At 69.2% G+C, this 23,722-nt stretch carries 21 protein-coding genes; 16 read left to right on the plus strand and 5 right to left on the minus strand.

Annotated elements, in window-relative coordinates; all coding sequences use genetic code 11:
• Positions 1-94: 94 nt before the first annotated feature.
• From ACFPFQ_RS22265 to ACFPFQ_RS22280, 4 genes are all read left to right on the plus strand, one after another.
• A complete protein-coding gene (locus ACFPFQ_RS22265) occupies positions 95-478 on the plus strand; it encodes a VOC family protein (protein WP_379621853.1) in 384 nt (127 codons plus the stop codon).
• Positions 479-912: 434 nt separating this feature from the next.
• Positions 913-1,383, plus strand: coding sequence for a TetR-like C-terminal domain-containing protein (locus tag ACFPFQ_RS22270; protein WP_379621855.1), 471 nt, complete (start codon positions 913-915; stop codon positions 1,381-1,383).
• Between the two features lie 112 nt (positions 1,384-1,495).
• A complete protein-coding gene (locus tag ACFPFQ_RS22275) occupies positions 1,496-1,645 on the plus strand; it encodes a hypothetical protein (RefSeq protein ID WP_379621857.1) in 150 nt (49 codons plus the stop codon).
• Entirely contained in the window at positions 1,639-1,803 is a 165-nt protein-coding gene (locus tag ACFPFQ_RS22280) for a hypothetical protein (RefSeq protein WP_379621859.1), read from the plus strand. Before ACFPFQ_RS22275 ends, ACFPFQ_RS22280 begins: the two co-directional genes overlap by 7 nt.
• A 990-nt stretch (positions 1,804-2,793) precedes the next feature.
• Here ACFPFQ_RS22280 and ACFPFQ_RS22285 read toward each other — a convergent pair.
• Positions 2,794-3,774 carry a LacI family DNA-binding transcriptional regulator gene (locus ACFPFQ_RS22285; protein WP_379621861.1) on the minus strand — a complete coding sequence of 327 codons (981 nt, stop codon included), beginning with the start codon at positions 3,772-3,774 and terminating at the stop codon, positions 2,794-2,796.
• 329 nt (positions 3,775-4,103) lie between these two features.
• Between ACFPFQ_RS22285 and ACFPFQ_RS22290 the strand changes: the two genes are divergently transcribed.
• The 7 genes from ACFPFQ_RS22290 to ACFPFQ_RS22320 all read left to right on the plus strand — a co-directional run bounded on the left by ACFPFQ_RS22290 (position 4,104) and on the right by ACFPFQ_RS22320 (position 13,363).
• Positions 4,104-5,468: an ABC transporter substrate-binding protein gene (locus ACFPFQ_RS22290; RefSeq protein WP_379621863.1), complete on the plus strand. Its 1,365-nt coding sequence runs from the start codon at positions 4,104-4,106 to the stop codon at positions 5,466-5,468.
• 9 nt (positions 5,469-5,477) lie between these two features.
• A complete protein-coding gene (locus ACFPFQ_RS22295) occupies positions 5,478-6,440 on the plus strand; it encodes a carbohydrate ABC transporter permease (protein WP_379621865.1) in 963 nt (320 codons plus the stop codon).
• Between the two features lie 106 nt (positions 6,441-6,546).
• The gene (locus ACFPFQ_RS22300) at positions 6,547-7,350 is read left to right on the plus strand and encodes a carbohydrate ABC transporter permease (RefSeq protein ID WP_379621867.1); all 804 of its coding nucleotides are present in this window, start codon (positions 6,547-6,549) and stop codon (positions 7,348-7,350) included.
• Positions 7,347-8,243: an NAD-dependent epimerase/dehydratase family protein gene (locus ACFPFQ_RS22305; RefSeq protein WP_379621869.1), complete on the plus strand. Its 897-nt coding sequence runs from the start codon at positions 7,347-7,349 to the stop codon at positions 8,241-8,243. Before ACFPFQ_RS22300 ends, ACFPFQ_RS22305 begins: the two co-directional genes overlap by 4 nt.
• Positions 8,244-8,417: 174 nt before the next feature.
• Positions 8,418-9,632 (plus strand): D-mannonate dehydratase ManD, encoded by a 1,215-nt coding sequence (manD, locus tag ACFPFQ_RS22310; protein ID WP_379621871.1) that lies wholly within the window; start codon positions 8,418-8,420, stop codon positions 9,630-9,632.
• Between the two features lie 27 nt (positions 9,633-9,659).
• Positions 9,660-10,691, plus strand: coding sequence for a glycoside hydrolase family 16 protein (locus ACFPFQ_RS22315; protein WP_379621873.1), 1,032 nt, complete (start codon positions 9,660-9,662; stop codon positions 10,689-10,691).
• A gap of 251 nt (positions 10,692-10,942) precedes the next feature.
• The gene (locus ACFPFQ_RS22320; protein ID WP_379621875.1) at positions 10,943-13,363 is read left to right on the plus strand and encodes a glycoside hydrolase family 31 protein; all 2,421 of its coding nucleotides are present in this window, start codon (positions 10,943-10,945) and stop codon (positions 13,361-13,363) included.
• Between the two features lie 1,171 nt (positions 13,364-14,534).
• On the opposite strand, the gene ACFPFQ_RS22325 is transcribed toward ACFPFQ_RS22320, so the two are convergent.
• The gene (locus tag ACFPFQ_RS22325) at positions 14,535-15,140 is read right to left on the minus strand and encodes a cation transporter (protein WP_379621877.1); all 606 of its coding nucleotides are present in this window, start codon (positions 15,138-15,140) and stop codon (positions 14,535-14,537) included.
• Positions 15,141-15,205: 65 nt separating this feature from the next.
• Here ACFPFQ_RS22325 and ACFPFQ_RS22330 point away from each other — a divergent pair, with 65 nt between their 5' ends.
• Positions 15,206-15,334 (plus strand): hypothetical protein, encoded by a 129-nt coding sequence (locus tag ACFPFQ_RS22330; protein WP_379621879.1) that lies wholly within the window; start codon positions 15,206-15,208, stop codon positions 15,332-15,334.
• A gap of 104 nt (positions 15,335-15,438) precedes the next feature.
• Here ACFPFQ_RS22330 and ACFPFQ_RS22335 read toward each other — a convergent pair whose 3' ends face one another.
• Positions 15,439-15,768 carry an ArsR/SmtB family transcription factor gene (locus ACFPFQ_RS22335; RefSeq protein WP_379621881.1) on the minus strand — a complete coding sequence of 110 codons (330 nt, stop codon included), beginning with the start codon at positions 15,766-15,768 and terminating at the stop codon, positions 15,439-15,441.
• Positions 15,769-15,869: 101 nt separating this feature from the next.
• Between ACFPFQ_RS22335 and ACFPFQ_RS22340 the strand changes: the two genes are divergently transcribed.
• Positions 15,870-17,876: a heavy metal translocating P-type ATPase gene (locus ACFPFQ_RS22340; protein ID WP_379621883.1), complete on the plus strand. Its 2,007-nt coding sequence runs from the start codon at positions 15,870-15,872 to the stop codon at positions 17,874-17,876.
• On the opposite strand, the gene ACFPFQ_RS22345 is transcribed toward ACFPFQ_RS22340, so the two are convergent.
• Positions 17,845-19,503, minus strand: a complete 1,659-nt coding sequence (locus tag ACFPFQ_RS22345; RefSeq protein ID WP_379621885.1) for an AMP-dependent synthetase/ligase — start codon at positions 19,501-19,503, stop codon at positions 17,845-17,847. The genes ACFPFQ_RS22340 and ACFPFQ_RS22345 overlap by 32 nt on opposite strands.
• A gap of 109 nt (positions 19,504-19,612) precedes the next feature.
• On the opposite strand from ACFPFQ_RS22345, the gene ACFPFQ_RS22350 reads away from it, so the two are divergent.
• Positions 19,613-20,602: an NADP-dependent oxidoreductase gene (locus tag ACFPFQ_RS22350; protein WP_379621887.1), complete on the plus strand. Its 990-nt coding sequence runs from the start codon at positions 19,613-19,615 to the stop codon at positions 20,600-20,602.
• Here the strand turns inward: ACFPFQ_RS22350 and ACFPFQ_RS22355 are convergent.
• A complete protein-coding gene (locus ACFPFQ_RS22355; RefSeq protein ID WP_379621889.1) occupies positions 20,589-21,788 on the minus strand; it encodes a PucR family transcriptional regulator in 1,200 nt (399 codons plus the stop codon). The genes ACFPFQ_RS22350 and ACFPFQ_RS22355 overlap by 14 nt on opposite strands.
• Before the next feature lie 109 nt (positions 21,789-21,897).
• On the opposite strand from ACFPFQ_RS22355, the gene ACFPFQ_RS22360 reads away from it, so the two are divergent.
• On the plus strand, positions 21,898-22,914 hold the full coding sequence (locus ACFPFQ_RS22360) for a polysaccharide deacetylase family protein (protein WP_379621891.1): 1,017 nt from the start codon (positions 21,898-21,900) through the stop codon (positions 22,912-22,914).
• Positions 22,911-23,684, plus strand: a complete 774-nt coding sequence (locus ACFPFQ_RS22365; protein WP_379621893.1) for an SDR family oxidoreductase — start codon at positions 22,911-22,913, stop codon at positions 23,682-23,684. The genes ACFPFQ_RS22360 and ACFPFQ_RS22365 overlap by 4 nt, the downstream gene beginning before the upstream one ends.
• Positions 23,685-23,722 lie beyond the last annotated feature (38 nt).

Consider the following 23,722-nt stretch of genomic DNA (forward strand, 5'->3'; position numbering starts at 1 on the left):
GGCGGCGCGTTCTGCCAGTCGCGAGGTCCCTTGCGGCATCGCGTCTTCTATTCCTCGTGGTGCGGCCCCGGTGGGTGCGCGAGGATGCCGAATCATGATCGGACGCCGACACCACGTGGTCATCGACTGCCCTGATCCAGCCGCGTTGGCCACCTTCTGCTCCGACTTGCTCGGGCTCCCGGTGACCTACCGGTCAGATGACTTCGTCGTGATCGCCGACGACGACACCACATCAGGATTCGCCTTCCAACGCGCTCCCGATCACCAGCCGCCGTGCTGGCTCGACCCGTCGCGTCCACAGCAGTTCCACCTCGACGTCATGGTCGAGGATCTCGACACCGCTGGCACTCAGGTCCTGGCCATCGGGGCTCGACTGCTACCGGATGGCAACCATGTCTATGCCGACCCGGCCGGTCACCCGTTCTGTCTGATCCGGCGCCCCGGGTGGGCCCCACCGATCAATACTGCCGGAGCCTGATCCGACACTGCGGCAGTCGCACCGCCGCAGCCGGCGGATCTGGCCTGGGACCAGGCTATGCCGGGGGCGTTGAAGCGGTACCCCGGCGGCTTGCTGCTCGTCGCGTTGGACACGACCCGGACGGGGTGGGACATGTGTTTGACGGCGGTGTCGGCGTGGTGGTCGACGTCGCAACTGCCCAAACCCGGTGCCGCCGAGCACGGCCCGGCCCGGCCGCGCCAGCCGGACCCGGCCCTCGAGCGACCCCGGGGCCTGATCTCGTAGCCCGGTACGGCCCGGACCGTATCGACGGCACGTACAGCGGAAGATCAGCCACGCAGTCCTGCGACAGCACCGCACCGTCTGTCATCGGCACGGGGACGTCCCAGTCGATCCGCATCCCGTCCACCGCCTCGGACCGCTGCACGATCCCCGTCTCGACACCCGCTGCGCCCATGACCACCGCCGAGGCCGGCGTGCACGAGTCGTCGATCTATCGGCGGTGGGGCACGCGGGAGAACCTGATGGTCGAGGCACTACTGGAGGACGCCGCCGAGCTGGCCCCGATCCCCGACACAGGCTCGGTCCGCGACGACTTGATCATCTACATCACCCAGCTCGTCGCCTTCCTCAACAGCGACATCGGCGACACCCTCGACCGCTCACTCGCCTCCGGCGGCGACGACCCCCCGACCCGCCAGGTCCGCGACCACTACTGGCTCACCCGCTTCCGCCAGTCCACCCAGATCATCCAGCGAGCTATCAGCCGCGGCGAGCTGCCGGAGTACGCGGACCCGCGCCGGGCCATCGAAATGCTCGTCGGCCCGCTGCATATGAAGGTCCTGCTCACCCGCGAGCCACTCGACCCCGCCCTCCCCGAACAGCTGGTCGACACGCTCCTGCACGGACTCATGCCACGACCCTGACGCTGACAACGTCGATGAGCTCAGGGTCGCAGGCCGAGTTCAGTCAACCAACCGCGCTACCAGCTACACCGGCCCCGATGGCGCGCGGCTCTGCAGCCGCAACGATCGTGACGTGTCGCGGTCCTACCCGGAGGTCGCCTGCCTGGACCTGCTCGCCGGCCTGGTCCTCGACGGCGAGATCGTGGCCTTGGATGAGCGGGGCAGGCCGGATTTCGGGTTGTTGCAGCACCGCATGCACGTCGCGACCGGCGCCGGTTGTTGACCGAGTTGCGGCTGGAGCGGCCGGGAGTGACGGTCCCGGCGAACTTCACCGACACCCCCGGATCTCTGGTGATGGCCGCCGCCCAGCAGCAAGGCTTGGAAGGTGTGGTGGCCAAACGGCTGTCGTCGCCCTATCTGTCGCCGGGGCGCCGGTCCTGAGCCTGGATCAAATCACCGATCCGACACACCGCCGAGGTCATCATCGCCGGGTGGGCGCCCAGCAGCGGCAACGCCAACGTCCTGGGCGCACTCCTGCTGGCAGCACACGACGAGACGGGCTGCTGGTACATGTCGGGGCCCTCGGGACCGGGTTCACCGACACTGCCCGCCGCCAGCTCCTGGAGCTCCTGGGCCCGTTGCACCGCGACACCCCACTGTTCCCCGGCGCGTTCCGTCGAGCTCGGGGCTGGCCCGGTCGGGCACCGAGCCGCGGTCAGGTGCACTGGGTGGAACCGGGGTGTCCACGTCGACTGTGCCGTCGGGTTGTGGGGTGAGGGTGAGGGAGTCGGATTCGATCCGGTTGTAGCGCTCGGGTTCGGTGACGGTCGCGCCGAGGGCGCGCAGGGCGGTGGTGCAGCAGCACGACCAGGCCGGCGAGCAACGCCGCGATGATCGAGTGTTCCCGGAGCCGGCGCGGCAGGAACAGGGAGCCGAGGAGCCGGATGACGACTGTGGTGCCGAGCGCGGTGGCGAGTACGAGCCCGGGCGAGCCCGCCAGCGCCCACAGCAGCACGCCGGCCCCGAACGCGATACCGGCAAGCACTCCAGGCCGAGCTGGGCGCAGATCCCAGCCGCGGCGGCGTCCCGGTGGTGGTGGTGGAGACGGGGGGATCACGATCACGACGCTGACCCGCGCGGCGGCGGTTGTGGGCGTATCCCGTGACGGCCGTTCGCATCTGTTGACGAACCCGGGGCTGGCTCCAGTGTCGGCGGCCGAGGGCGGGTGTCACCTCTTGGGCCATCAACGGGGAGATGTTGGTGTGGTTCAACGCGCACGCCTCGACCGGATCTGGCCCGTATTTCGTGATCGAGTTGACCCTGGGGAGGTTCATCTGGCGAGCAGGACTCGCGCAGGAGGTCGAAGTTCGCCCGGCCGTACATCTGTTGCTCCGACGGCGCTGATGGCCACCCGTGTCCGCGCGGTCCCCATCACGCGGAGGCGCGCAGTACCAACTCGGTGCCGACGACGACCGAGGGCGCGTCGGAGCCGTCGCCGGCGGCGATGAGGTCGAGGAGCATCGACACCGCCCGCTTGCCGATCTCGCCGAACTCCACCCGCACCGTGCTCAGCGGTGGTTCGGCCCGTGCGGCTAGCGGGTCGTCGTCGAAGCCGATGACCCGTACGTCGTCCGGCACGCGTCGGCCTGCGGCCGCCAGAGCGCGGAGGGCGCCGATCGCGATGGTGTCGCTGGCCGCGAAGACGCCGTCGACGTGCGGATCTCGCTGCAGGAGCAGGTTCATCGCGTGCTCGCCGGAGTCGGGATAGCGGAAGTCCCCCTCGGCGACCAGCGCCGGGTCGAGGTCGCGCCCCGCCGCCCGGAGTGCCGCGACGTAGCCTGCGTACCGCTCGCGGGAGTCGAGGAACTCCGCCGAGCCCGTGATCATCGCGGTCCGCTCGCTGCCGGTGGCGATGAGGTGATCGACGGCAGCCCGGCTGCCGCCCTCGTTGTCGATGGTCACGCACGAGCTACCCGTCCATCCCTGCGGCCGGCCGGCCAGCACGACGGGTAGGCGCGCTCGTTGGACCTGCCACGGCGAGGGACCGTCGGGCACCGAGGAGATCAGCACGACGCCGTCGACGACGTGGCGGGCGAGGTAGGAATCGAGGCGGTCGAGATCGTCGCCGAACGCGAGGACGAGCTGCCGGTCCCGCGCCGCCGCCTCGTTCGAGATCCCGCGCAGCACTCCGTGCAGGTAGGTGTACCCGCCGACGACGATCTCCTCGCTGGTGATGACGACGGCGATGGCATCGGTGCGGCGCGTGACCAGGGATCGAGCGGCGGCGTTCGGGACGTAGCCGATCTTCGCGATGGCAGTCTCGACGGCCTGTCGGGCGACTCCGGACACGAGCGGTGAGCCGGTGATGACCCGCGAGACGGTGCTGCGTCCGACGCCCGCCAACTTCGCCACGTCCTCGATCGTCGGTCGGGAGGACATCATCGGCGTTCCCCTGTTCGGGTCGGGCGTTGATCGGCATTCCGGCTGTGCGTGCTGGTCAACGCCGACAGTGTGTTCACGCATGACGACTCTAGCTGGGACGTGGTCGGGCTCTCCGCACCATTGATTGGGAACGAACCCATCATTGACATGGCAGGTAGAAGGTCTCCATCATACATGTCTGGGAACGTACCCACACGGGTTCGAAGCGGCGACCAGCGCGATGATGGAGCTGGCTCGTCGACGTCCACCGGGAAGCGCGGCGCGAGGGCGCGCGTGTTTCTGAGAGCCAGGAGCTGTCAATGCTGACACGACGTAAACTGCTCACCGCCGTCGCGACCTCGGCCGTCGCACTGCAACTCGTCGCGTGTTCTGGCGGCGGTTCGGCCGCTAGCGTCGATCCGAACGCCCCGGTGACGATCACCGTCGGGGATCGGCCGACCGCGGACAACGTCGCGGATCTCAAGCAGTACGACGACACGGTTGCCGAGTTCATGAAGGCCAACCCGAACATCAAGGTGGAGACCTCGGAGACGGCCTGGCAGGCGCAGACCTTCCAGGCGCAGGTCGCCGGCGGCACGCTGCCCACCGTCCTGAAGGTCGCGTTCACCGAGCCGGCGTTGTTGATCGCCAACAAGCAGCTGCCCGATCTGACCGACCCGCTCAAGCAGTCGGGGATCCTGGATCAGCTCAACCCGGCCCTGCTCAAGAACGTCACTCGCGACGGGCGCATCTACGCGGTGCCGATCTACGCCTACACCATGGGGCTGATCTACAACCGTGATCTCTTCGCCCGGGCCGGCCTCGATCCGAACAAGCCGCCGACCACCTGGGACGAGGTGCGCACCGCTGCGCGGGAGATCACCCAGAAGACGGGTGCGACCGGGTTCGCGCAGCTGTCGACGAAGAACCAGGGTGGGTGGACGTTCACGAACATGGTGTACGGCCTGGGTGGCCAGATCGAGTCCGAGGACGGCAAGACGCCACTGCTGAGCAGCGATCAGGTGAAGCAGGGCCTCCAACTGATCAAGGACATGCGCTGGTCCGACAACTCCCTCGGCAGCCAGTACCTCTACGACGCTGACGGTGCCAACCAGGACTTCGCGGCCGGGAAGGTCGGCATGATGGTTCATCTGCCGGACGTCTACAACGACCTGGTGCGCAAGTTCGGGATGAAGCCCGAGTCCGTGGGTGTGGGGCCGTCGCCGCAGGCCGGCGCGAAGCAGGACGGTGTCCTCGTCGGTGGCAACGTGAGCATCATCAGCATCAAGGCGACACCGGCCCAGCAAGCAGCTGCGCTGAAGTACATCCAGTTCTCCGAGTTCCGGCAGTACAGCGACCAGTCCGTCGCCGTCGCCAAGGCGAAGGCCACGGTCGCCGATGGGAAGTTCGTCGGCATTCCGGGCGTGACGCCGCTGAACCAGGCCGAGTACGACACATGGCAGTCGTGGCTCGCCCCCGTTCGCAACGTCTCCGAGCAGGCGTTCAAGCCGTACGGGGACTCGCTCACCACGATGCCGCTGCTGGCCGAGCCGCCGAACAAGACCCAGGAGGTCTACAAGGCCCTCGACACCGTCGTGCAGAAGACGCTGACCGATCCGTCAGCGGATCCGGCGGCGCTGCTGAACGAGGCCAACTCCACCGTCGCCGCCAAGCTGGGGCGGTGAGTCGGGACCGTGACTGACCTGAATGTGCGGCAGCGACCTGTGGCACACCGACTCTCCGAGCCGCCGGGGGGACCGGGCAGCGGGTGGGTCGCCAGGTTCCAGTCCTGGCGTCGCACGACCGGGCCGGCGGCCATCCTGTTCGCCATCCCGATCGTGCTCATCTTCGCCTACTTCTCCTGGGGTCCGATCGTCCAGGGGCTGTTGATGAGCCTCCAGAAGACGAATCTGGTGGGGCCGGCCGAGTGGGTCGGGATCGACAACTTCAGCTACGTGCTGTCGGACCCGCTCTTGCCGACAGCAGCGTTGAACACGGCCTGGTTCGCACTACTGGCACTCATCGTCGGGTTCCCGGCGCCGATCTTCCTCGCGGTCTTCATGAACGAGCTGAAGAAGTCGGGCTGGATCTACAGCGTGCTGGCCTACCTGCCTGCTGTGGTTCCACCGGTCGCCGCGATCCTGCTCTGGAAGATCTTCTACGACCCGGGCGCGACGGGCATCTTCAACACCATATTGGGAGTGGTCGGGCTCGGGCCGTTCCCCTGGCTGAACTCGACGGTGATGGCGATGCCTTCGATCGTCATCGAGGCGACCTGGGCAGGGGCGGGGTCCACGGCGATCATCTACCTGGCGGCGCTCACGTCGGTGCAGACCGATCTCTACGAAGCTGCTGAGATCGACGGTGCCGGAATCTGGCGCAAGGTGTGGAACATCACGGTCCCGCAGCTGCGAAGCATCATCCTCGTGATGATGCTGCTCCAACTGATCGGCACGTTCCAGTTGTTCACCGAACCATGGCTGTTCACCGGCGGCGGCCCCGACAATGCGACCCTGACCATCATGTTGATGGTCTACCAGTACGCATTCGTGAACGGTGATTTCGGCGCCGCAGCGGCATTGAGCCTGGTCCTTGCCGTGTTCTTGTGCGTGCTTTCCGGGCTGTACCAGATGGCAACGAAGCGGTGGGGGGACTGACGTGGCGAAGGCAGCAGCAGGACGGGATGAATCCGTCGAGCGCGGTCTGCTCTCGGACCAGGATCGGGCGAACCCGCGGATCCGGCTCGGCCTGAGTGTCATGCAGGTGATCGTCTTGATCGGCCTCGTGGTGGCCGGTTTGGGACCGATCCTGTGGTCGGCGAAGGCGGCCATCTCATACCCGAACGACATCATCGCCGCACCATTGTCGTTCTGGCCGTCGGGCATCCGGCTGCAGAACCTCGCCGATGCGTGGGACCGCATCCAGATCGGCACCGCGCTGTTCAACACGATGGTGATGGGCATCGGCTGCACCGTGGTCGCCCTCGTGGTCGCCATCACCGGCGGCTACGTCCTGAGCATCCTGAAACCCCGCTGGTCCAAGGTGCTCAGCGGTGCTGTACTGGCAACGCTGTTCCTGCCGGCGGTGATCACCCTGGTCCCGCTCTACCAGACGGTGCTGGACATGCCGCTGCTGAACGTGTCACTGCTGAACACGTTCTGGGCGTTGTGGCTGCCGGCGGGGGCCAGCGCCTTCAACGTCATGATCACGAAGCGGTTCTTCGACGGCATCCCGCCCTCACTGGTCGAAGCAGCCCGGATCGACGGCGCCGGACCCCTGCGGATCCTGCTGCTGATCATCCTGCCGCTGTCGCGACCGATCGTCGGTGTGATGGCTCTGTTGTCGCTGATCGGGGCGTTCAAGGACTACCTGTGGCCGCTGCTGGTCATGCCGGATCCGGCTGTTCAGCCGGTCTCGGTAGCGCTTCCTGCCCGCACCGCCTCCGCCGACCTCGGAGTCGGACTGGCCGGTGTGTTCCTGACCATCGTGATCCCGGTCGTACTGTTCCTGATCTTCCAGCGGCAGTTCCTGCGCGGTGTGGCACTGACCGGGGGTGTGAAGGGGTGAGCAGCAGTGCGGGCGGCGCCAGATCCCCCCGGTTGGCATCGTCGCCCGTCGTCGCCCCGACGATGCGGATCGCGGTGACCGGTGCCGCCGGCATCCTCGGCCGGCGGGTGATCGAGCGGGCGTCGGCGGCCGGTCACGACGTCGTGGCTGTCGACCTGCCCGACGCCGTCCCGGGGGACGGCGTCGGCCGGGTCGACTGGCGAGCGGCAGACGTCATCGATCTCGACGCGGTACGGGCCGCGCTGACCGGCACGGACGTCGTGGTGCACCTGGGCGCCCTGACCTCTCCGTACCACCCGGAACCGATCGTCCACCGGACCAATGTGAACGGCACGCACAACGTGCTGGTGGCGGCAGAGGAGTTGCAGCTCGCAGCGGTGTGCCTCGCATCGAGCGTCAACGCGATCGGCGGTGCCTTCAGCTACAGCCCGCGCTACGACGAGTTCCCGATCACCGAGGACCACCCCTCCTACTGCGAGGACTCCTACAGCCTGTCGAAGCTGATCCTGGAGCAGCAGTCGGCGGCGTTCGCGCGCCGCCGCCCGCACGTGCCGTTCACAGCGCTGCGGCTGCACGCGCTCCACGACGACTACGACACCGCGGCGAGGTCCTGCCAGGACGAGGTCGACTACCGGCATCTGTGGGGATGGACCGCGGTGGACCAGGCGGCCGCCGCCTGCCTGCTCGCGGTTCGCCGCCGGGCGCCCGGTCATGCAGTGGCCAACATCGTGGCCGCCCGCACGGCCAGCGCCACGCCCTCGGCCGAGCTGGCCGACAAGTGGTTCCCGGAGGTGCCGCGGCGGCAGCCACTCGTCGGAAACGCCGGCTTCTACACCACGGACGCCGCGCAGCGACTGCTCGGCTGGGACGCCCACGACGAGCACCCGGCCTGACCCCGCCGTCTCTGCGGCCCGCGCTCGTGCAAAGACGCGCCGGCAAGACGAACCCGCGTCGTGGCCGGCATCCACCCGATGACGGCCGCGTGCTGACCCACGACCGAAATCCACCAATGAACCCGAACACGAGTGTTCCCCACGGGCCGAGCGCTCAGCGGAGGAAGTGCGCAGATGAAGATCACTGACGTGTCCGTCGTCGTCACCAGTCCAGGGCGCAACTTCGTCACCCTGAAGATCGGGACCGACGAGGGTGTCACCGGTCTCGGCGACGCGACCCTCAACGGGCGCGAGCTCGCCGTCGCGTCCTACCTGCGCGACCACGTCGTTCCCCTGCTGCTCGGCACGGACCCCCATCGCATCGAGGACACCTGGCAGCTGCTCTACCGTGGCGCCTACTGGCGGCGCGGCCCGGTGACGATGGCCGCGATCAGCGCGGTCGACGTCGCGCTGTGGGACATCAAGGGCAAGGTCGCCGGCCTGCCGCTCTACCAGCTGCTCGGGGGTGCCAGCCGCGACCGCGTGGCGACCTATGGCCACGCGAGCGGCCGCGACCTGCCGCAGCTGTTCGACTCCATCAGAGAGCGCCTGGCCCATGGCTACCCCGCGATCCGCGTGCAGAGCGGCGTGCCCGGCCTGCACCGGGTCTACGCCACACCCACCGCGCCTGATGCCGCACCGGACCCGGCGAACGGATTCGCGCTGCCGGCCGTCGAGGACTGGGACACCGGCGCCTACCTGCGGCACCTGCCCAGGGTGTTCGAGGCGGTCCGCGCCGAGTTCGGGCCCGACCTGCCGCTGCTACACGACTCCCACCACCGGCTCACCCCGCTACAGGCGGCACGGCTGGGCAAAGCCCTCGAACCCTACGACCTGTTCTGGCTCGAGGACTGCACACCTGCCGAGAACCAGGAGGGGTTGCGACTGGTCCGCCGGCACACGACCACGCCGCTGGCGATCGGCGAGGTCTTCAACACCGTCTTCGACTTCCAGACCTTGATCTCCGAGCAGCTCATCGACTACGTCCGCGCCTCGGTGACCCACTTCGGCGGCATCTCACCACTGCGCAAGCTCCTCGACTTCGCCGCGATGCACCAGATCAAGAGCGCGATGCACGGCCCGGAGGACGTCTCACCCGTCGGTACCGCCGCCGCGATCCACCTCGATCTCGCCGTGCACAACTTCGGCATCCAGGAGTACTCCGGCCATTCCCCGCTCGCCCACCGGGTCTTCCCGCACTCCTACACCTTCACCGACGGTTTCCTGCACCCCGGAGACGCACCCGGGATCGGCGTGGACATCGACGAGGAGATCGCCGCCGCCCACCCCTACCAACAGTCCTACCTGCCGGTGAACCGGCTTCTCGACGGAACTGTGCACGACTGGTAGTCGGCAGCTTCCGACTGTGTCGCAGGAGTGCTGAGGAATCTCGTACTCCTGCGTGCTTCAAATCTGCGCGTCCCCCGCGCGCAGAAACACTGGACCGTAAACAACGATCCCGGGAAAGGCGCTTCCATGAAACCCTCCAGGAAACTGTTGACAGGTGGGCTGGCCATAGCGTTCGCCGCGATGGCCGCGTTCACCTCCTCAGCAGCGGCTGACCCCGCGCTCCCCGCAAAGCCGCCGGCCAGCCATCCCGTGTGGAAGCCCGAGTGGAAGGACAACTTCAACGGCCGCGCCGGGGCGCCGCCGTCCGCGAAGGACTGGAAGTTCGAGATCGGAACGGGTTTCGGGACCGGGGAGATCGAGCACACCACCGACGATCCGGCGAACATCGGCCTCGACGGCAAGGGCAACCTCGCCATCACGGCATTGCGGGACGCCGGCGGAAAGTGGACGTCGGCCCGGATCAACACCAAGCGCGAGGACTTCCAGGCGCCTGAGGGTGGAATGCTGAAGGTCGAGGGACGCATCCGCATTCCCGACGTCACCGGCGAGAAGGCGCTGGGCTACTGGCCGGCCTTCTGGATGCTCGGCGCCGGACTCCGGCACGGCCAGACCTGGCCGGGCGTCGGGGAGTACGACATCCTGGAGAACGTCAACGGCGCCAACACCCTGTGGGGCACCCTGCACTGCGGGACCTTCCCCGGCGGGATCTGCAACGAACCGAACGGCATCGGTGGCAGCACCCCGTGCCCCGAGACGTCCCCCTGTCCCGGCCAGTTCCACACCTACACCTTCATCCTCGACAAGAGGATTGCCCCCCAAGAGATGCGCTGGTACCTCGACGGTCGCCTGTACCACACGGTGCGTGCCGATCAGGTCGACGCGGCCACGTGGAACAACGCGACCGGGCACTCCGGGTCGTTCATCATCCTGAACCTGGCCATGGGAGGCGGCTTCCCTGACGGCGTCGCGGGACATCCGACCCCGACGCCCGCGACCGAACCCGGCCACTCGTTGCTCGTCGACTACGTCTCGGTCGAGACGGCGAAGATGCGCCCCTGACCGGGCCGTGCACGAGCAGTCGCCCGTGATCGCCAACGCTCACCGCGCACAGCCGGCGAATGCGCAGTAGTCAAGCGGCAACGTGCTGACCGCAGGTACCAACAAGAGATGACTCGATGCGGGCGACTTGGTGTCTCGGGAAGCGATTGTCGCGTCTCCCGGTAACCCGGCCGTCCCCGGGCCCACGCGACATTGCTTGACACCCGCGGCAACCATCGCGGAATCAGGTGACCGGCCATTACAGGAAAATCATGATCAATCTCCCGGAACGCCCTCCAACTGAGATGGATCCTATCCGTCCGTTCCCTGGATCGGCGCCTCGCGCACGGACCGATCAGCAGGTGCGCGGCGACCATTGGTGCATCACAGTGCTCGACGCCGGACTGTTCCGCATCGAGTGGTCCGACGATGGCGAATTCGAGGACCGCGCCTCGACCTTCGCACTGCGCCGCGATCTGGACCCAGTGCCCGGTCATGTGGAACGCGACGACACCGGGGTTGTCATCACCACCGAGCGCGCTCGCGTGCACTATGACGGCCACCCGTTCTCCAGTCACGGCCTCCTCGTCGAGTGCCTCGGAGCCGACGGCGGTCAATGGCGGTACGGCGACGTTGCCGGCGACCTCGGCGGTACCACACGCACCCTTGACGGGGTCGACGGCCCTATCCGCCTCGAGCCCGGGGTCATCGCGCGTGGAGGCGTCGCAGTGATCGACGACACCGACTCGTTCCTGTTCGACGACGATGGCTGGATCGCTACTCGCCGACCCGGCCGCCGCGACCTTTATGTGTTCGCCTACGGGCGCGACTTCACGGCGGCGATCTCAGCGTTCTACGCGGTTTCCGGGATGCCCACGCTGCTACCACGATGGGCGCTCGGAAATTGGTGGAGTCGATACCACCCGTACACGGCTGACTCCTACCTCGCCCTGATGGACCGATTCCGCGCCGAAGCACTGCCGTTCGCAGTCGCAGTGATCGACATGGACTGGCACCGTGTCGAGTCGGTTCCGCCGGAGTTCGGAACCGGCTGGACCGGGTACTCGTGGGACCCTGCGCTGTTCCCGGATCCGCGCGGCTTCCTTCGCGCGCTGCACGAGCGCGGGCTGCACGCTGCCTTGAATCTGCATCCCGCTGATGGAGTCCGGGCATACGAGGATGCATATCCAAAGATGGCACGCGCTGTTGGCACCGATCCTGGAACGGGCGAGACGGTGGCGTTCGATCCGACGGATCCAGAGTTTCTTCACGCGTACTTCACGTCGTTGCATCGCCCGCTCGAAGCCGACGGCGTGGACTTCTGGTGGATCGACTGGCAACAAGGGCGCCACTCGAACATGCCCGGGGTCGACCCACTCTGGCTGCTCAACCATTTCCACCACTTGGACGCCTCGCGCAACGGTGGGCCCGGCATGTTGTTCTCCCGGTACGCCGGGCCCGGCAGCCACCGCTACGCAGTCGGATTCTCTGGTGACACCATCATCTCGTGGAATTCACTGGCGTTCCAGCCTGAATTCACCGCGACTGCCTCCAATATCGGATACTGCTGGTGGAGCCACGATATCGGCGGTCACGACCACGGGATCTGCGATGACCAGCTTGCAACGAGATGGCTGCAGTTCGGAGTGTTCTCGCCGATCCTTAGAATGCATTCCGGTGCGAATCCGTTCATCCGAAAGGAGCCTTGGGAATTCGATGCTGAGCACCGGTCCGCGATGAGCGAATCACTGCGATTTCGCCACCGGCTCGTGCCTTACCTCCACACGATGAATCACCGCGCGGCAGCGGGAACGCCTTTGGTGCGGCCGATGTATCACGTAGAACCGCGCCGTCCAGAGGCATTCGATGTGCCGAATCAGTACGCGTTCGGGACCGAACTGGTTGTCGTGCCGATCAGTGAGCCGAACAGCCCCGAATCGCTTCGCGGCCGAGCCCGAGCATGGCTTCCTCCTGGAATCTGGACCGACATCTTCACCGGCACCGTCTACCACGGCGACCGCTCGGTTGAGCTGCACCGCACCACGGCGTCCATCCCCGTGCTGCTCCGCAACGGCGGCATCCTCCCGCTCGCCGCACTGACCAGCCTCGACGCCAGCCGTAACCCCTCTGCGATCGAGGTGCTCGTGGCGCCGGCGGCGGCCGGCGAATTCGTACTCGCAGAAGACGACGAGGATGACCTCGTGCCCGGCGTCGATGGCGGTCCTGCCGCACGCACGACCCTGCGATGGGATCCCGCCCCCAGCGCGGATCCCCACACCGGTGAATTCCGGATTGGACCCGCCACAGGCCGCCCTGGAGTGGTGCCCGCGGTACGCGAGTGGACTGTCACATTTCTGGCGCAGCGACCGGACGGACCGGTCACCGTCGACGGTCAACCGGTCGCCATCAAGGGCGTCGACGGTCGCTGGAGCGTGACCACGTCGGCTGGATCACGCGAGGCGATCGTCATCCGCATTGCGGGTGGGCCGCTGCGCCGCAACAACAATCACCTGGAGACGATCCGTGAGCTCCTCGAACGGGCCCAGATCGCCAACCAGCTGAAGATCGCAGCCTGGGGCATCGTCAACAGGTCACGACCTGACGCGGAACGCATTGCCGAACTCGCCGCCCTTGCGCTGCCGGCTGCGGTCCACAACGCCGTGATCGAACTACTCGGCGCGGCCGGCGGCTGACCCGGGGAGAACCGCAGGCGTGTCGATGGCCCACCGCGCGATCGCGGGTACCGGGCCACCCGAGGACCCAGCGCTACCGGACTATCCGGAGGTCATCGCCGCTGCTGCGGAGACCGTCCAGACGGTGGCCACCGAGATCATCGCCGACCTGACCCGCCCGAGACGAGCGAAGCGCCGACGGCAGCGGCTCCGGCGCGAGCCGCAGTTCGACGCCGAACCCGGACGAGCAGCGGTGGGCCAGGACCGACCAGCTCGTCTGCCCATTCTGTCGTCGACCGGCCCGCCCCGTGCAGCCCGCGTACTGGCGGATGGCAGGCGACCCCGTCCCCGCCTGGTCACACCCCGACCGCGAGCCCCTGTGCCCGGTCCTGACCGACGACGGCCTGCGCCCAGCACTGCCCGTCCCGCGCAGCACCCCGAACGGCTCGCCATCCCGAGGTGAAGGACGGCCCGATGAACCGCGCATGGTACAGCGACCCACTGCGACAGCATGAGCGCTACGTCATGCCCGCGTACGTCCGCAGCAACATCCGGCACCGACCTGCCGCCGATGACGGCCCGGGCTGGAATCACGCCCGCGGCGTCCTGATCGAGGCCTGCCGAGCGACTGGGGCGCGACCTGTCGAACTCCACGTCTCTGAGTCCATCGACGCGCAACTGACGACCAGCGTCTTGCGCGCCACGATCCGATTGCCGGGCCGGCTACTCGTCGAGGTCAGCACGGTCTCGTCGCGACCGTGTGCGCCCAAGTCTGCGTCTGCCCGCACGTGGTCCATCGCGGTCGACGGCAAGCAGCTGACCGGCGAGGACCGAGCGCTTCCACCCTGCCCCGCCGACGTCGCAGCCCTCGTCCGCCGCGCTGTCGACGCAAGCCGGGAGCAACGACGTGCCCAGCGCGCGATACGACGCGCAGCGCTGATCCGGTCACCGCTTCGCCCCCGTCCGCCACAGCCACGCGAGCAACGCGGTCACGGCCACACCTAGCGGTCACAGGTCAGCCGGCTCGTCGGCGTGGTGCTTGTCGAGCAACACGACGAGTCGATCGAGGGTCGGCGCTACCTCTATCTCCGGCGTCGATCGATCCGCGGCCCGCGTCCGGTCGAGTGTGAGGTGGTAGGGACGCGGCGCCAGGCTGGAGCCCGCCGAGTGGGCCGAGTGGACGGGGTCGTTGTCACTCAGGTGAGTCGGTGGGCCGACGGCGGAGGGCTTCGCGGGCTTCCCGCAGGGCGTAGTAGACGATCACCAGCCCAGCGAATGGGTCGGCCCACCACCAGCCCAGCGTGGCGTTGAGGACGAGCCCGAGCAGCACCGCGCCTGCGAGATAGGCGTCGATCAGGGTGACCCGGCCCTCGGCGGTGAGCACAGGGTTGCCCAACGCGGCGCCGGTGCGGGCCTTCCCGGCGGCGAGCGCGAGCATCACGAGGAAGGTCAGCGCGGTCCAGACGATGCCCAACAGGGATGGCCCGGGCCGGCCGCCGATGGCGAAGGTGTAGCTGACCTGCGAAACCAGGTAGATCACCAGCAGCGCGAACCCGAACCCGATCAGTCGGATGGCCCGATGTTCGCGGTCGGGACGGGTGGTGTCGGCGAGTTGCCAGAGCACCACGGTGGAGGCGCCGATCTCGATCAGCGAGTCCAGACCGAACCCGGCCAACGCGACCGACCCGGCGGAGATCGCCCCCACGGTGAGGACGACCACGCCGATCAGGTTCCAGCCCAGTGTGGCGTGCTCCAGCCGGCGCCCGCGACGCAAGAGCCCGGCCTCGGTCGTGGTCACACACTCCAGTGTGTCTCTGAAGCTGACGACTCGCGAGGACGCCTTGCGGCGTGTCGCCTGGCGTGGTGCGGACAAGGATCAAGACACCGATCCGGCACCCCGCCGAGGTCACCCATGGGGTGGAGCCGCGGCTGGTCGGGGAGATCGAGTACCGGTCGTTGGGCCCCGACGGCGCGTTCCGCCACCCCTTGTGACGAGGGCTGCGCCCGGACCGGGAGCCCGGCGAGAGAGCACCGCCCGGAGACGGATCGCTAGCGAAGGGGTGCGCCAGCCTTCGCCGATGTGCGGGCGAAGGGGCCTATCCGCGCTCGGCTGCGCTGGTCGGAGCGATGGCAAGGACCTGCTCGAGGACCGGTCGGATCGCGGCGTTCTCCACGGTGTAGAAGATGAAGGTTCCGTCGCGGCGGTTCTCCACGAGACCGGCCAGGCGCAGCTTGCTCAGGTGCTGGCTGACGGCGGTGGGGGTGGCCCCGATGAGGTCGGCCAAGCACGCCACGGAGTTCTCGCCCTGCAGCAGTGCCCAGAGGATCTTGACGCGGGTCGGGTCCGACAGCATCCGCAGCAGGTCCGCGGCACGTCGGACCTCGATCTCGGTCGGCATCTCGAAGCCGGCTATCGACTCGTGCACCCCGGCACGATAACGCACCTGAACGCCTGCGCGGATACGCAGTTATCCAATCGTTAATGTGCGCCTTCATACCTTCATGATTGCGTATGTATGTTGGTGCGATGCGCGCTCTGATGGGGGTTCCCGAGGTTCGGTGGTCGGCTGTCTCGTTGGTGGCGTTCCTCGTTGCGGTGGTGTTGGGACTGGTGGGAGCGCCGTGGTTGCTGGTGGTCGCCGCGTACCTGGTCTGTTGTGTCGCGGGCGGGTGGGAGCCGGCGTGGGCGGGTCTGCGCGCGTTGGGTGAGCGGAAGCTCGATGTCGACCTGTTGATGGTGGTCGCGGCGATCGCCGCCGCGGCGATCGGTCAGTGGTTCGACGGTGGTCTGCTGATGGTCATCTTCGCGACCTCCGGCGCGCTGGAGGCGGTCATGACCGCCCGCACCCGGGCCGGCATCACCGCGCTGCTCGATATCGCGCCCGAGACCGCCACCGTGCTCGTCAACGGTGTGGAACGGGAGATCCCGGCCGTTGAGCTCGTCGCCGGTCAGGAGGTCGTGATGCGGCCCGGGGAACGCATCCCCGGTGACGGGCGGGTCACCGAGGGGACCTCCGAGGTCGACACGGCCGCGTTGACCGGTGAGCCGGTCCCGGTCCGCCGTAGCGTCGGAGACGAGGTGCTGGCCGGCACGGTGAATGGCACCGGGGTGTTGCGGGTGCTGGTGGTACGCGATGCGGCCGACAGCGTGGTCGCGGGCATCGCTGCCCAGGTCGAACGGGCCGCGGCAACCAAGTCGGATCGGCAGTTGTTCATCGAGCGGGTGGAGCAGCGCTACTCGATCGTGGTCGTCGCCGCGACGCTGGCCCTGCTGGCGGTGCCACTGCTGCTCGGCGCGGACTTCACCTCGACCCTGCTGCGCGCGATGACATTCATGATCGTCGCATCGCCGTGCGCGATCGTGCTGGCGACCATGCCGCCCCTGCTGGCCGCGATCGCGGTGGCCGGGCGCCGAGGTGTCCTGGTCAAGGACGCCACCGTCATGGAGGCCCTGGCCGAGATCGATACGGTCGTGCTGGACAAGACCGGCACGCTGACCACCGGCCGACCACAGGTCATCACCACCGTCCCCATCACCAGTCACGACGGTCCCGCCGCCAACGTCGATATCGACGCCGTGTTAGCCGTCGCTGCTGCCGCTGAGGCCGGCAGCGAACACGTCCTGGGCCAGGCCGTCCGTCGGCACGCGCTGGACCGCGGGCTCGTCGTGCCCGACGCGGCCGATTTCGCGGCCATCCCCGGCGAAGGGGTGCGCGCGCGGGTGGGCACGGCACACGTCCTCGTGGGGCGCCCCGAGATCCTTCCCACCCGCAACACCGTCGTCGACACCATCGTCAATGCCCTGCAAAACGACGGGCAGACCGCCGTCGTGGTGGTCATCAACGACGCAGCCGTCGCCGTCATCGGGCTGGCCGACGAACCCCGCGCCGGTGCCGCAGACGCCGTGTCGGCGCTCCGGCAGGTCGTCGACGACGAACCCGAGATCCTCACCGGCGACGCGGACCGACCCGCGCAGATCCTCGCCGACCGCGTCGGTATCCGACGCGTCCACTCCGGCCTCCTGCCCGCAGGCAAGGTCGATCACGTGCAGGCCCGGCAAGCCCACGGCCGGCATGTTCTTGCCGCGGGAGACGGGCTCAACGACTCCCCCCTGTTGGCCTGCGCCGATGTGGGCCTGGTCGTCGGAGAAGGAGCAGGAGCCCTGACCGTGGAAGCCGCCGACGGTGTCCTGACCCGAGACCCTCTCGCCAACCTGGCACCGATGATCAAACTTGCCCGACGAGCCCGCCGGATCTCCCGAGCCAACCTCGCTTTCGCCGCGACCGTGATCGTTGGGCTCGTCGGCTGGGACCTGCTCGATACCCTCCCTCTCGCGCTCGGCGTCGCCGGCCACGAGCTGTCCACCGTCATCGTCTGCCTCAACGGACTGCGACTCCTGGCCGGAGCCCGCCACACACAGTCCCGGAAGCAGACGGCATCCACGAGCACGACGCACCCCACGCCGATCGCTGACACAGCCGCTCCACACCACGCTGCCGGCCTCAACCCGGCGGCAAGGACCCGCAACGCGTGAAGTTCAGTTGACTAGCCGCGCCATCAGGTGTCCTGTCGGCATGTCGGTCGCGCGGACGGGTGCCGGCATAGAGTTCGTCGACGAGGGCGCGATTGCTCTGCTCGACCGCCCCGCGACGCAGTTTGAGCGTCGGGGTGAGCTCGCCGGAGTCGCCGGTCCAGGCCCGCGGCAGGATGGCATGAGCTCGGACCTTCTCGGCCTTGCCGAGGTTCTGGTTCGCGGTGTCGAGCGCAGTCTCGAGCAGTGCGCGGGTTCTCGGGTCGGCGACGACCTCCTCGGGGTCGCCGTGGACGCCGCGAAGGGCGAGCTCGGCGAGGTCGGGAACCACGAGGGCGACGAGGAAGGGCCGTCCGTCGCCGATGACGAGTACCTGGTCGATCAGGGGTGACTCGGCGAGGATGTCCTCGATCCGGCTGGGCGAGATGTTCTCCCCGCCGGCGGTGATGATGAGGTCCTTCTTCCGGCCCGTGACCGTGAGGAGCTCGCCTCGCCACTCCCCGAGGTCCCCGGTGCGGAACCAGCCATCGGCGAACGAGTCCGCTGTCGCCTGCGGATCGTCGCGGTAGCCGCGGGCGAGGTGGGGGCCGTGCACCAGGATCTCGCCGTCGCCGGCGAGCCGGACGGCGGTGCCGGGGAGCGGGCGACCGACCGTGCCGGCCCTGTCCCGGTAGGCGTCGTCCGGCCCGGTGTAGGTCGCGACGGCGGTGGTCTCGCTCAGGCCCCAGAGGTCGTGCAGGGGGAGCCCTACCGAGGCGAAGAACTCGTGTGTCGAGGGCGGTAGCGGCGCCGACCCCGTGACCAGCCACTGCGCGCCGTCGAGCCCGAACCGGGTGGCCAGCTGCTCGTGCGTGGCGCCGTCGCGGAGCATGGCGCGCATCAGCCGTTCGATGCGCTGCCAGATCCGGGGGACGGAGGTGAACAGCCGCGGCCGTACGCGCTGGAGGACGTCGAACAGGGTGGTCGGGTCGGCCACGGTCGTCACGCTCGCCCCGCCGATCAACGCGGCGTAGTGGCCGATCACCCGGTCGACGATGTGCGCGTGGGGGAGATAGGAGACCGTCGCGCCGCCGTCCAGGCGGACGATGGAGTCCAGGGCGCGGAGCTGGAAGACGATCGCGGCGTGGGTGAGCTCCACGCCCTTCGGCTTCCCGGTCGTGCCCGAGGTGAAGATCAGGGTCGCGACGTCGTCCGGCCTCGGCTCGTGGGGAACGAACGTGGGATCGGTCGGCAGGTGATCCAGCTCGTCGACGGTCACGACCGGGACGCCGGCCGGGATGTGGTCGTCGCGCAGCAGCTCGGGATCGGCGACGACGAGACGGGCGCACGCCCGGGTGATGAGCTCAGCGGACTCCCGCGGGGGCGCTGTGACGTACAGGGAGAACGGAGCCGCGCCCACCAGTAGCGCCGCGAGGTCACTGAGCTGCCACTCCGGCCGGTTCCCGATCAGGAGTGCGACGGTGTCCCCGGGACGGACCCCGAGGGCGCTGAACGCGGACGCGAGTCGCGCCGCCTTCTCGGCGTACTCGCGCCGGGTCCAGCGCACCGAGCCGTCGCCCGAGCTGAGGGCGACGGCGTCCGGCCGGGCGGTGACGTGTGCGGCGAAGGCGGAGACAACGGTGTCCGGCATCCCTCGGACGCTAGGTCCGTCGGATCCCACCCGCGATAGGCCCGGCCGCCACCGCACGGTGGTGCCCCGGACCGTGGTCGGACGTCGGCGCCGCCTCCAGCCTGGGGAGGTGCCTCATTCCGTCGTTCTCGCCCAGCGTCCGCGCGGCCGGGTCCGCGGCTCCGACTTCGCGCAGGTCCAGGTCCCCCGACAGCCCTGCCCGGAGGGCGGGGTCCGGGCACGGACCCGCCACCTCAGCATCGACCCGGCCATCCGGGGCTGGCTCGACGACCGCCCGAGCTACCTGCCGCCGGTCGGTCTGGGCGAGGTCGTCCGCTCGCTCGGTATCGCAGTGGTCGATGAGTCCCGGCACCCGGACTTCGTTCCGGGGGACGTGGTCCGCGGGTTCACCGGGTGGCAGGAGGAGGTGCTGATCGAGGACCCGAAGGGGTGGGACCGGCTGCCAGACGCGTCGACCGCCCGGCTCGGCATCCTCGGCATGACGGGCCTGACCGCGTGGGTGGGCATGGGGGACATCTGCTCGCCGCGGGCCGGGGAGACGGTGTTCGTGTCCGCCGCCGCGGGCGCGGTCGGCTCGGCCGCCGTCCAGCTGGCCCGACTCGCGGGGGCGCGCGTCGTCGCGAGTGCGGGCGGGCCGCGCAAGTGCGCGCTGCTCACCGACGAGCTCGGCGTCGACGCGGTCGTCGACCACCGGGCCGACGACTGGGCGGACCAGCTCCGCGACGCGACGCCGGACGGGGTCGACGCGCTGTTCGAGAACGTCGGGGGCCCGATGATGGAAGCCGTCCTGGACCGGATGAACAACCGCGGCCGGATCGCGTTGTGCGGGCTGATCGCCGGGTACAACGACGTCGTCCGGCCTCCGGGGCCGCGGAACTTCGGCCTGCTGGTGACGAAGCGCATCCGGGCGGAGGGGTTCATCGTGGTCGACCACGCCGACCGCGCGGCGCGGTGCGAGGCCGAACTCGGCACGCAGGTCGAGACGGGCCGGCTGCGCGCGTTCGAGACCGTGGTGGAGGGCTTCGACAGCGTCGTCCCGACGTTCGTCGGGTCGATCCACGGCGGCCACGTGGGGAAGCTCGTGGTCAGCCTCGGGTGAGGGGTGCGAGCTCCACCGCGACCCGCAGTACGGCCGACCTCGGATCCAACGGGACCGGGAGCAGCGCCGCGATCCGCTCCAGCCGTTTCACGACCGTGTTGGGATGCACGGTGAGCCTGCGTGCCGCGTGGGTCGGGCTGCCCAGCTCGGCCAGCCAGATCCGGAGGGTCTGCAGGAGGTCGGAGTGGGCGGGGTCGGCGAGGGCACCCAGCCGGGCGGTTGCCCAGGGCGCGGCGAGTCCGGGGGTGCCGTCGGCCAGGGCGAGCACCACGACGTCGTCGAACCGGACCACGGGGCCGTCGACCCAGCGCGTCGCGAGCTTGCACGTCTCGGCAGCCTCCCGGTGCGAGGCCCGAAACCCGGCGAGGCCCGGGTGCGAGCTGCCGAGGGCGAGGCGCAATCCCGAGGTGCCGGACACCCAGGCCTCGACGTCGCCGCCCGAGAACCAGCCGTGGATGGCCGTGGGGCCGTCCGGAACCGCGACGAGCTGACGGGGACGGGCGACGGCGCGGAGCCGGGCGACGGCGCGGTCGAGCTCGGCGGAGGTGGCATGTGATCCCCAGATCACGAAGGCGGTGTGGGCGTCGGCGAAGCGGTAGCCCAGACGTGCCTCGGCAGCGGTGCTGTCCGCGGTCCCCGCGAGCACGTCGACGATCACCGCCCGCAGGTCGGAGGCGTCGCGCTGACGCAGGAGCTCGCACTCCTGGACGTAGGCCGCGGTCGCGGCGGCGCAGGCGGTGCGCAGGTAGCGGAAGAGCCGGTCCAGCACGGTCTCGAGGGCGTCAGCCCGGCGGGCGTCGGACACTCCGCTCTCGCGCAGGTGCGCCGCGAAGGTCGCGACGATCACGTCTGCGGCGGCGTCGTAGGCGAGCACCAGGTCGGCCAGGTCGGTCTCGGCTCTGGCGAGATGGCGGGCCCAGCGCTCCGCGGGCCGGCCCAGCTGCACATCCACCCTGGGTGTCGCGGACTGAGCGGCGTCCCGCAGGAGCGGCATGTGGGAGTCCAGAGCCTCGCGGAGAAGCCGCACGTCCGCATCGTCGCGCACCACGGAGGGCGTGGCGGCGACGACGGCGGCGAACATGTCGTCGACGATGCGGGCGACGCGCTGGTCGAGCCAGGTGACGAACTCCGCAACGGGTGGGTCCGACGGCGTCGTCGACCTGGCTCCGGTCCCGGAGTTCGGCATGGGCGCATCGTAGGGTCGCCCGCGGTCCGGTCGGGTGTGGCGAGACCACACCGGGCGGTGTGCGCCGGACGCGTCGCGGGGATCCTGCGGCGTCCCCCACGCTCGACCCATGACCGACACCACCGCGCTCATCGACGAGAGCGGACGCGCGCAGGAGCCACTGCGGCTCGCCGTCACGCTCGACGACCCGTTCATGTGGAGAGGGGCCGGCTTCCCTCCCGGCTACGACCCCGACATCGTGCTCGGCCGACTGTGCGACGCGTTCGAGCAGTACCGGGTCCCCGAGGTGTACGCCTTCACGTCGACCGCGCCGGTCGACGACCACCCGGACTGGCTCAAGGCGCTGGACCACTGGACCGACCGCGGCCACCACGTCGCGGCGCACACCCACAGCCACGCCAGCCTCAACTGGACCGACGCCGCGTCGTACATCGCCGACCTCGACCGCAACGTCGACATTCTCGAACCGTGGTTGGCGAAGGCCCCCACCCGGTACTTCCGCTACGCCTTCGACATGTGGGGCGACACGCGGGACAAGACCGACCACGTGCAGACCCACCTCGTCCGCCGCGCCCTGCTGCCCGCGCCGATCACCCACTGGTTCTACGACGTGCAGTTCCTCGTGGCCTACCTGCGAACCCTGGTCACAGGCGACACCGAGGCCGCGGCATGGGTGCGGCGGCGCTTCGCCGAGACGGCGGTCGACGCCCTGCGCAACCAGGCCGCTGCCGCCCAGGAGGTGTTCGGACGGCAGCCTCCGCACATCGCGCTCATCCACGGGACCCCGATCGCCGCCGACGCCTACGCCGAGGTCCTCGCCGCCTACGCGGCCGCCGGCGTCCAGTTCGTCACCCTCGAGGAGGCGATGAGCGACCCGGCAAACCAGATCGTGCCCCCGACCGTGACCCGGTACTTCCGCAACTCCACCCAGAAGTGGGCCGAGCACACCGGGATCGGGGTGGCCGACACGCCCCCGCGGATCCTGAACGAGGTGCAGCGCTGCTGCCCCGTTGCGGGGATGACCGAGTCCGACCTGCTCGGCCCGGCGCTCGTCGCCGCAGCGCAGGCCGTCGGCTCCGAGCCCGTGACCACCGACCTGGACTGGAACCCGGCGGTGGACGCGTGACGAAGGACCTGTTCGACATCGGCGGCCGGACGGTCGTCGTCACCGGTGGGACCCGGGGGATCGGTGCGATGGCCGCCGAGGGCCTGCTCCACGCCGGGGCCCGGGTCCTGGTGACCTCCCGCAAGGCCGACGCCTGCCGCGCCGCGGGCGAACGGCTCGGCTGCCCCGCGGTGCCCGCGGATGTCAGCACGGCCGACGGGGTCGCCGCGGTCGTCGGCGCCGTGGACGCGGAGTTCGACGGATCCCTCGACGTGCTGGTCAACAACGCGGGCCTGACCTGGGGCGCCCCGCTCGACGCCTTCCCACGCAAAGGGTGGGACCGCGTGCTGAGCACCAACGTGGTCGGCCTGTTCGAACTCACCACGGCGCTGCTACCCGCGCTGCGCCGTGCGGCGAGCGCCGAGCACCCGGCACGGGTGGTGAACATCGGCTCGGTCGACGGGCTGCGGGTACCGGTGTTCGAGAACTACTCCTACTCGGCGAGCAAGGCCGCTGTGCACATGATGACCCGCCACCTCGCCGCAGTCCTCGCGCGGGACGGCGTACTCGTCAACGCGGTCGCCCCGGGCGCGTTTCCGAGTGACATGACGGCCGCTGCGCTCGCGTCGGATTCCGGTCGAGCGCTGATCGAGCAGACCATTCCCCTTCGGCGGCTCGGCTCTGCCGACGACATCATCGGCGCCATCCGCTATCTCGCCTCGCCCGCCGGGTCCTATCTCACCGGTGTCGTTCTACCCGTGGACGGTGGCATCGCAGGATGCACTGCCTGATTCGCGTGCGGACGCCGGGCTTCAGGTGATGATCGCGC

The sequence above is a fragment of the Pseudonocardia sp. GCM10023141 genome (assembly GCF_042653605.1).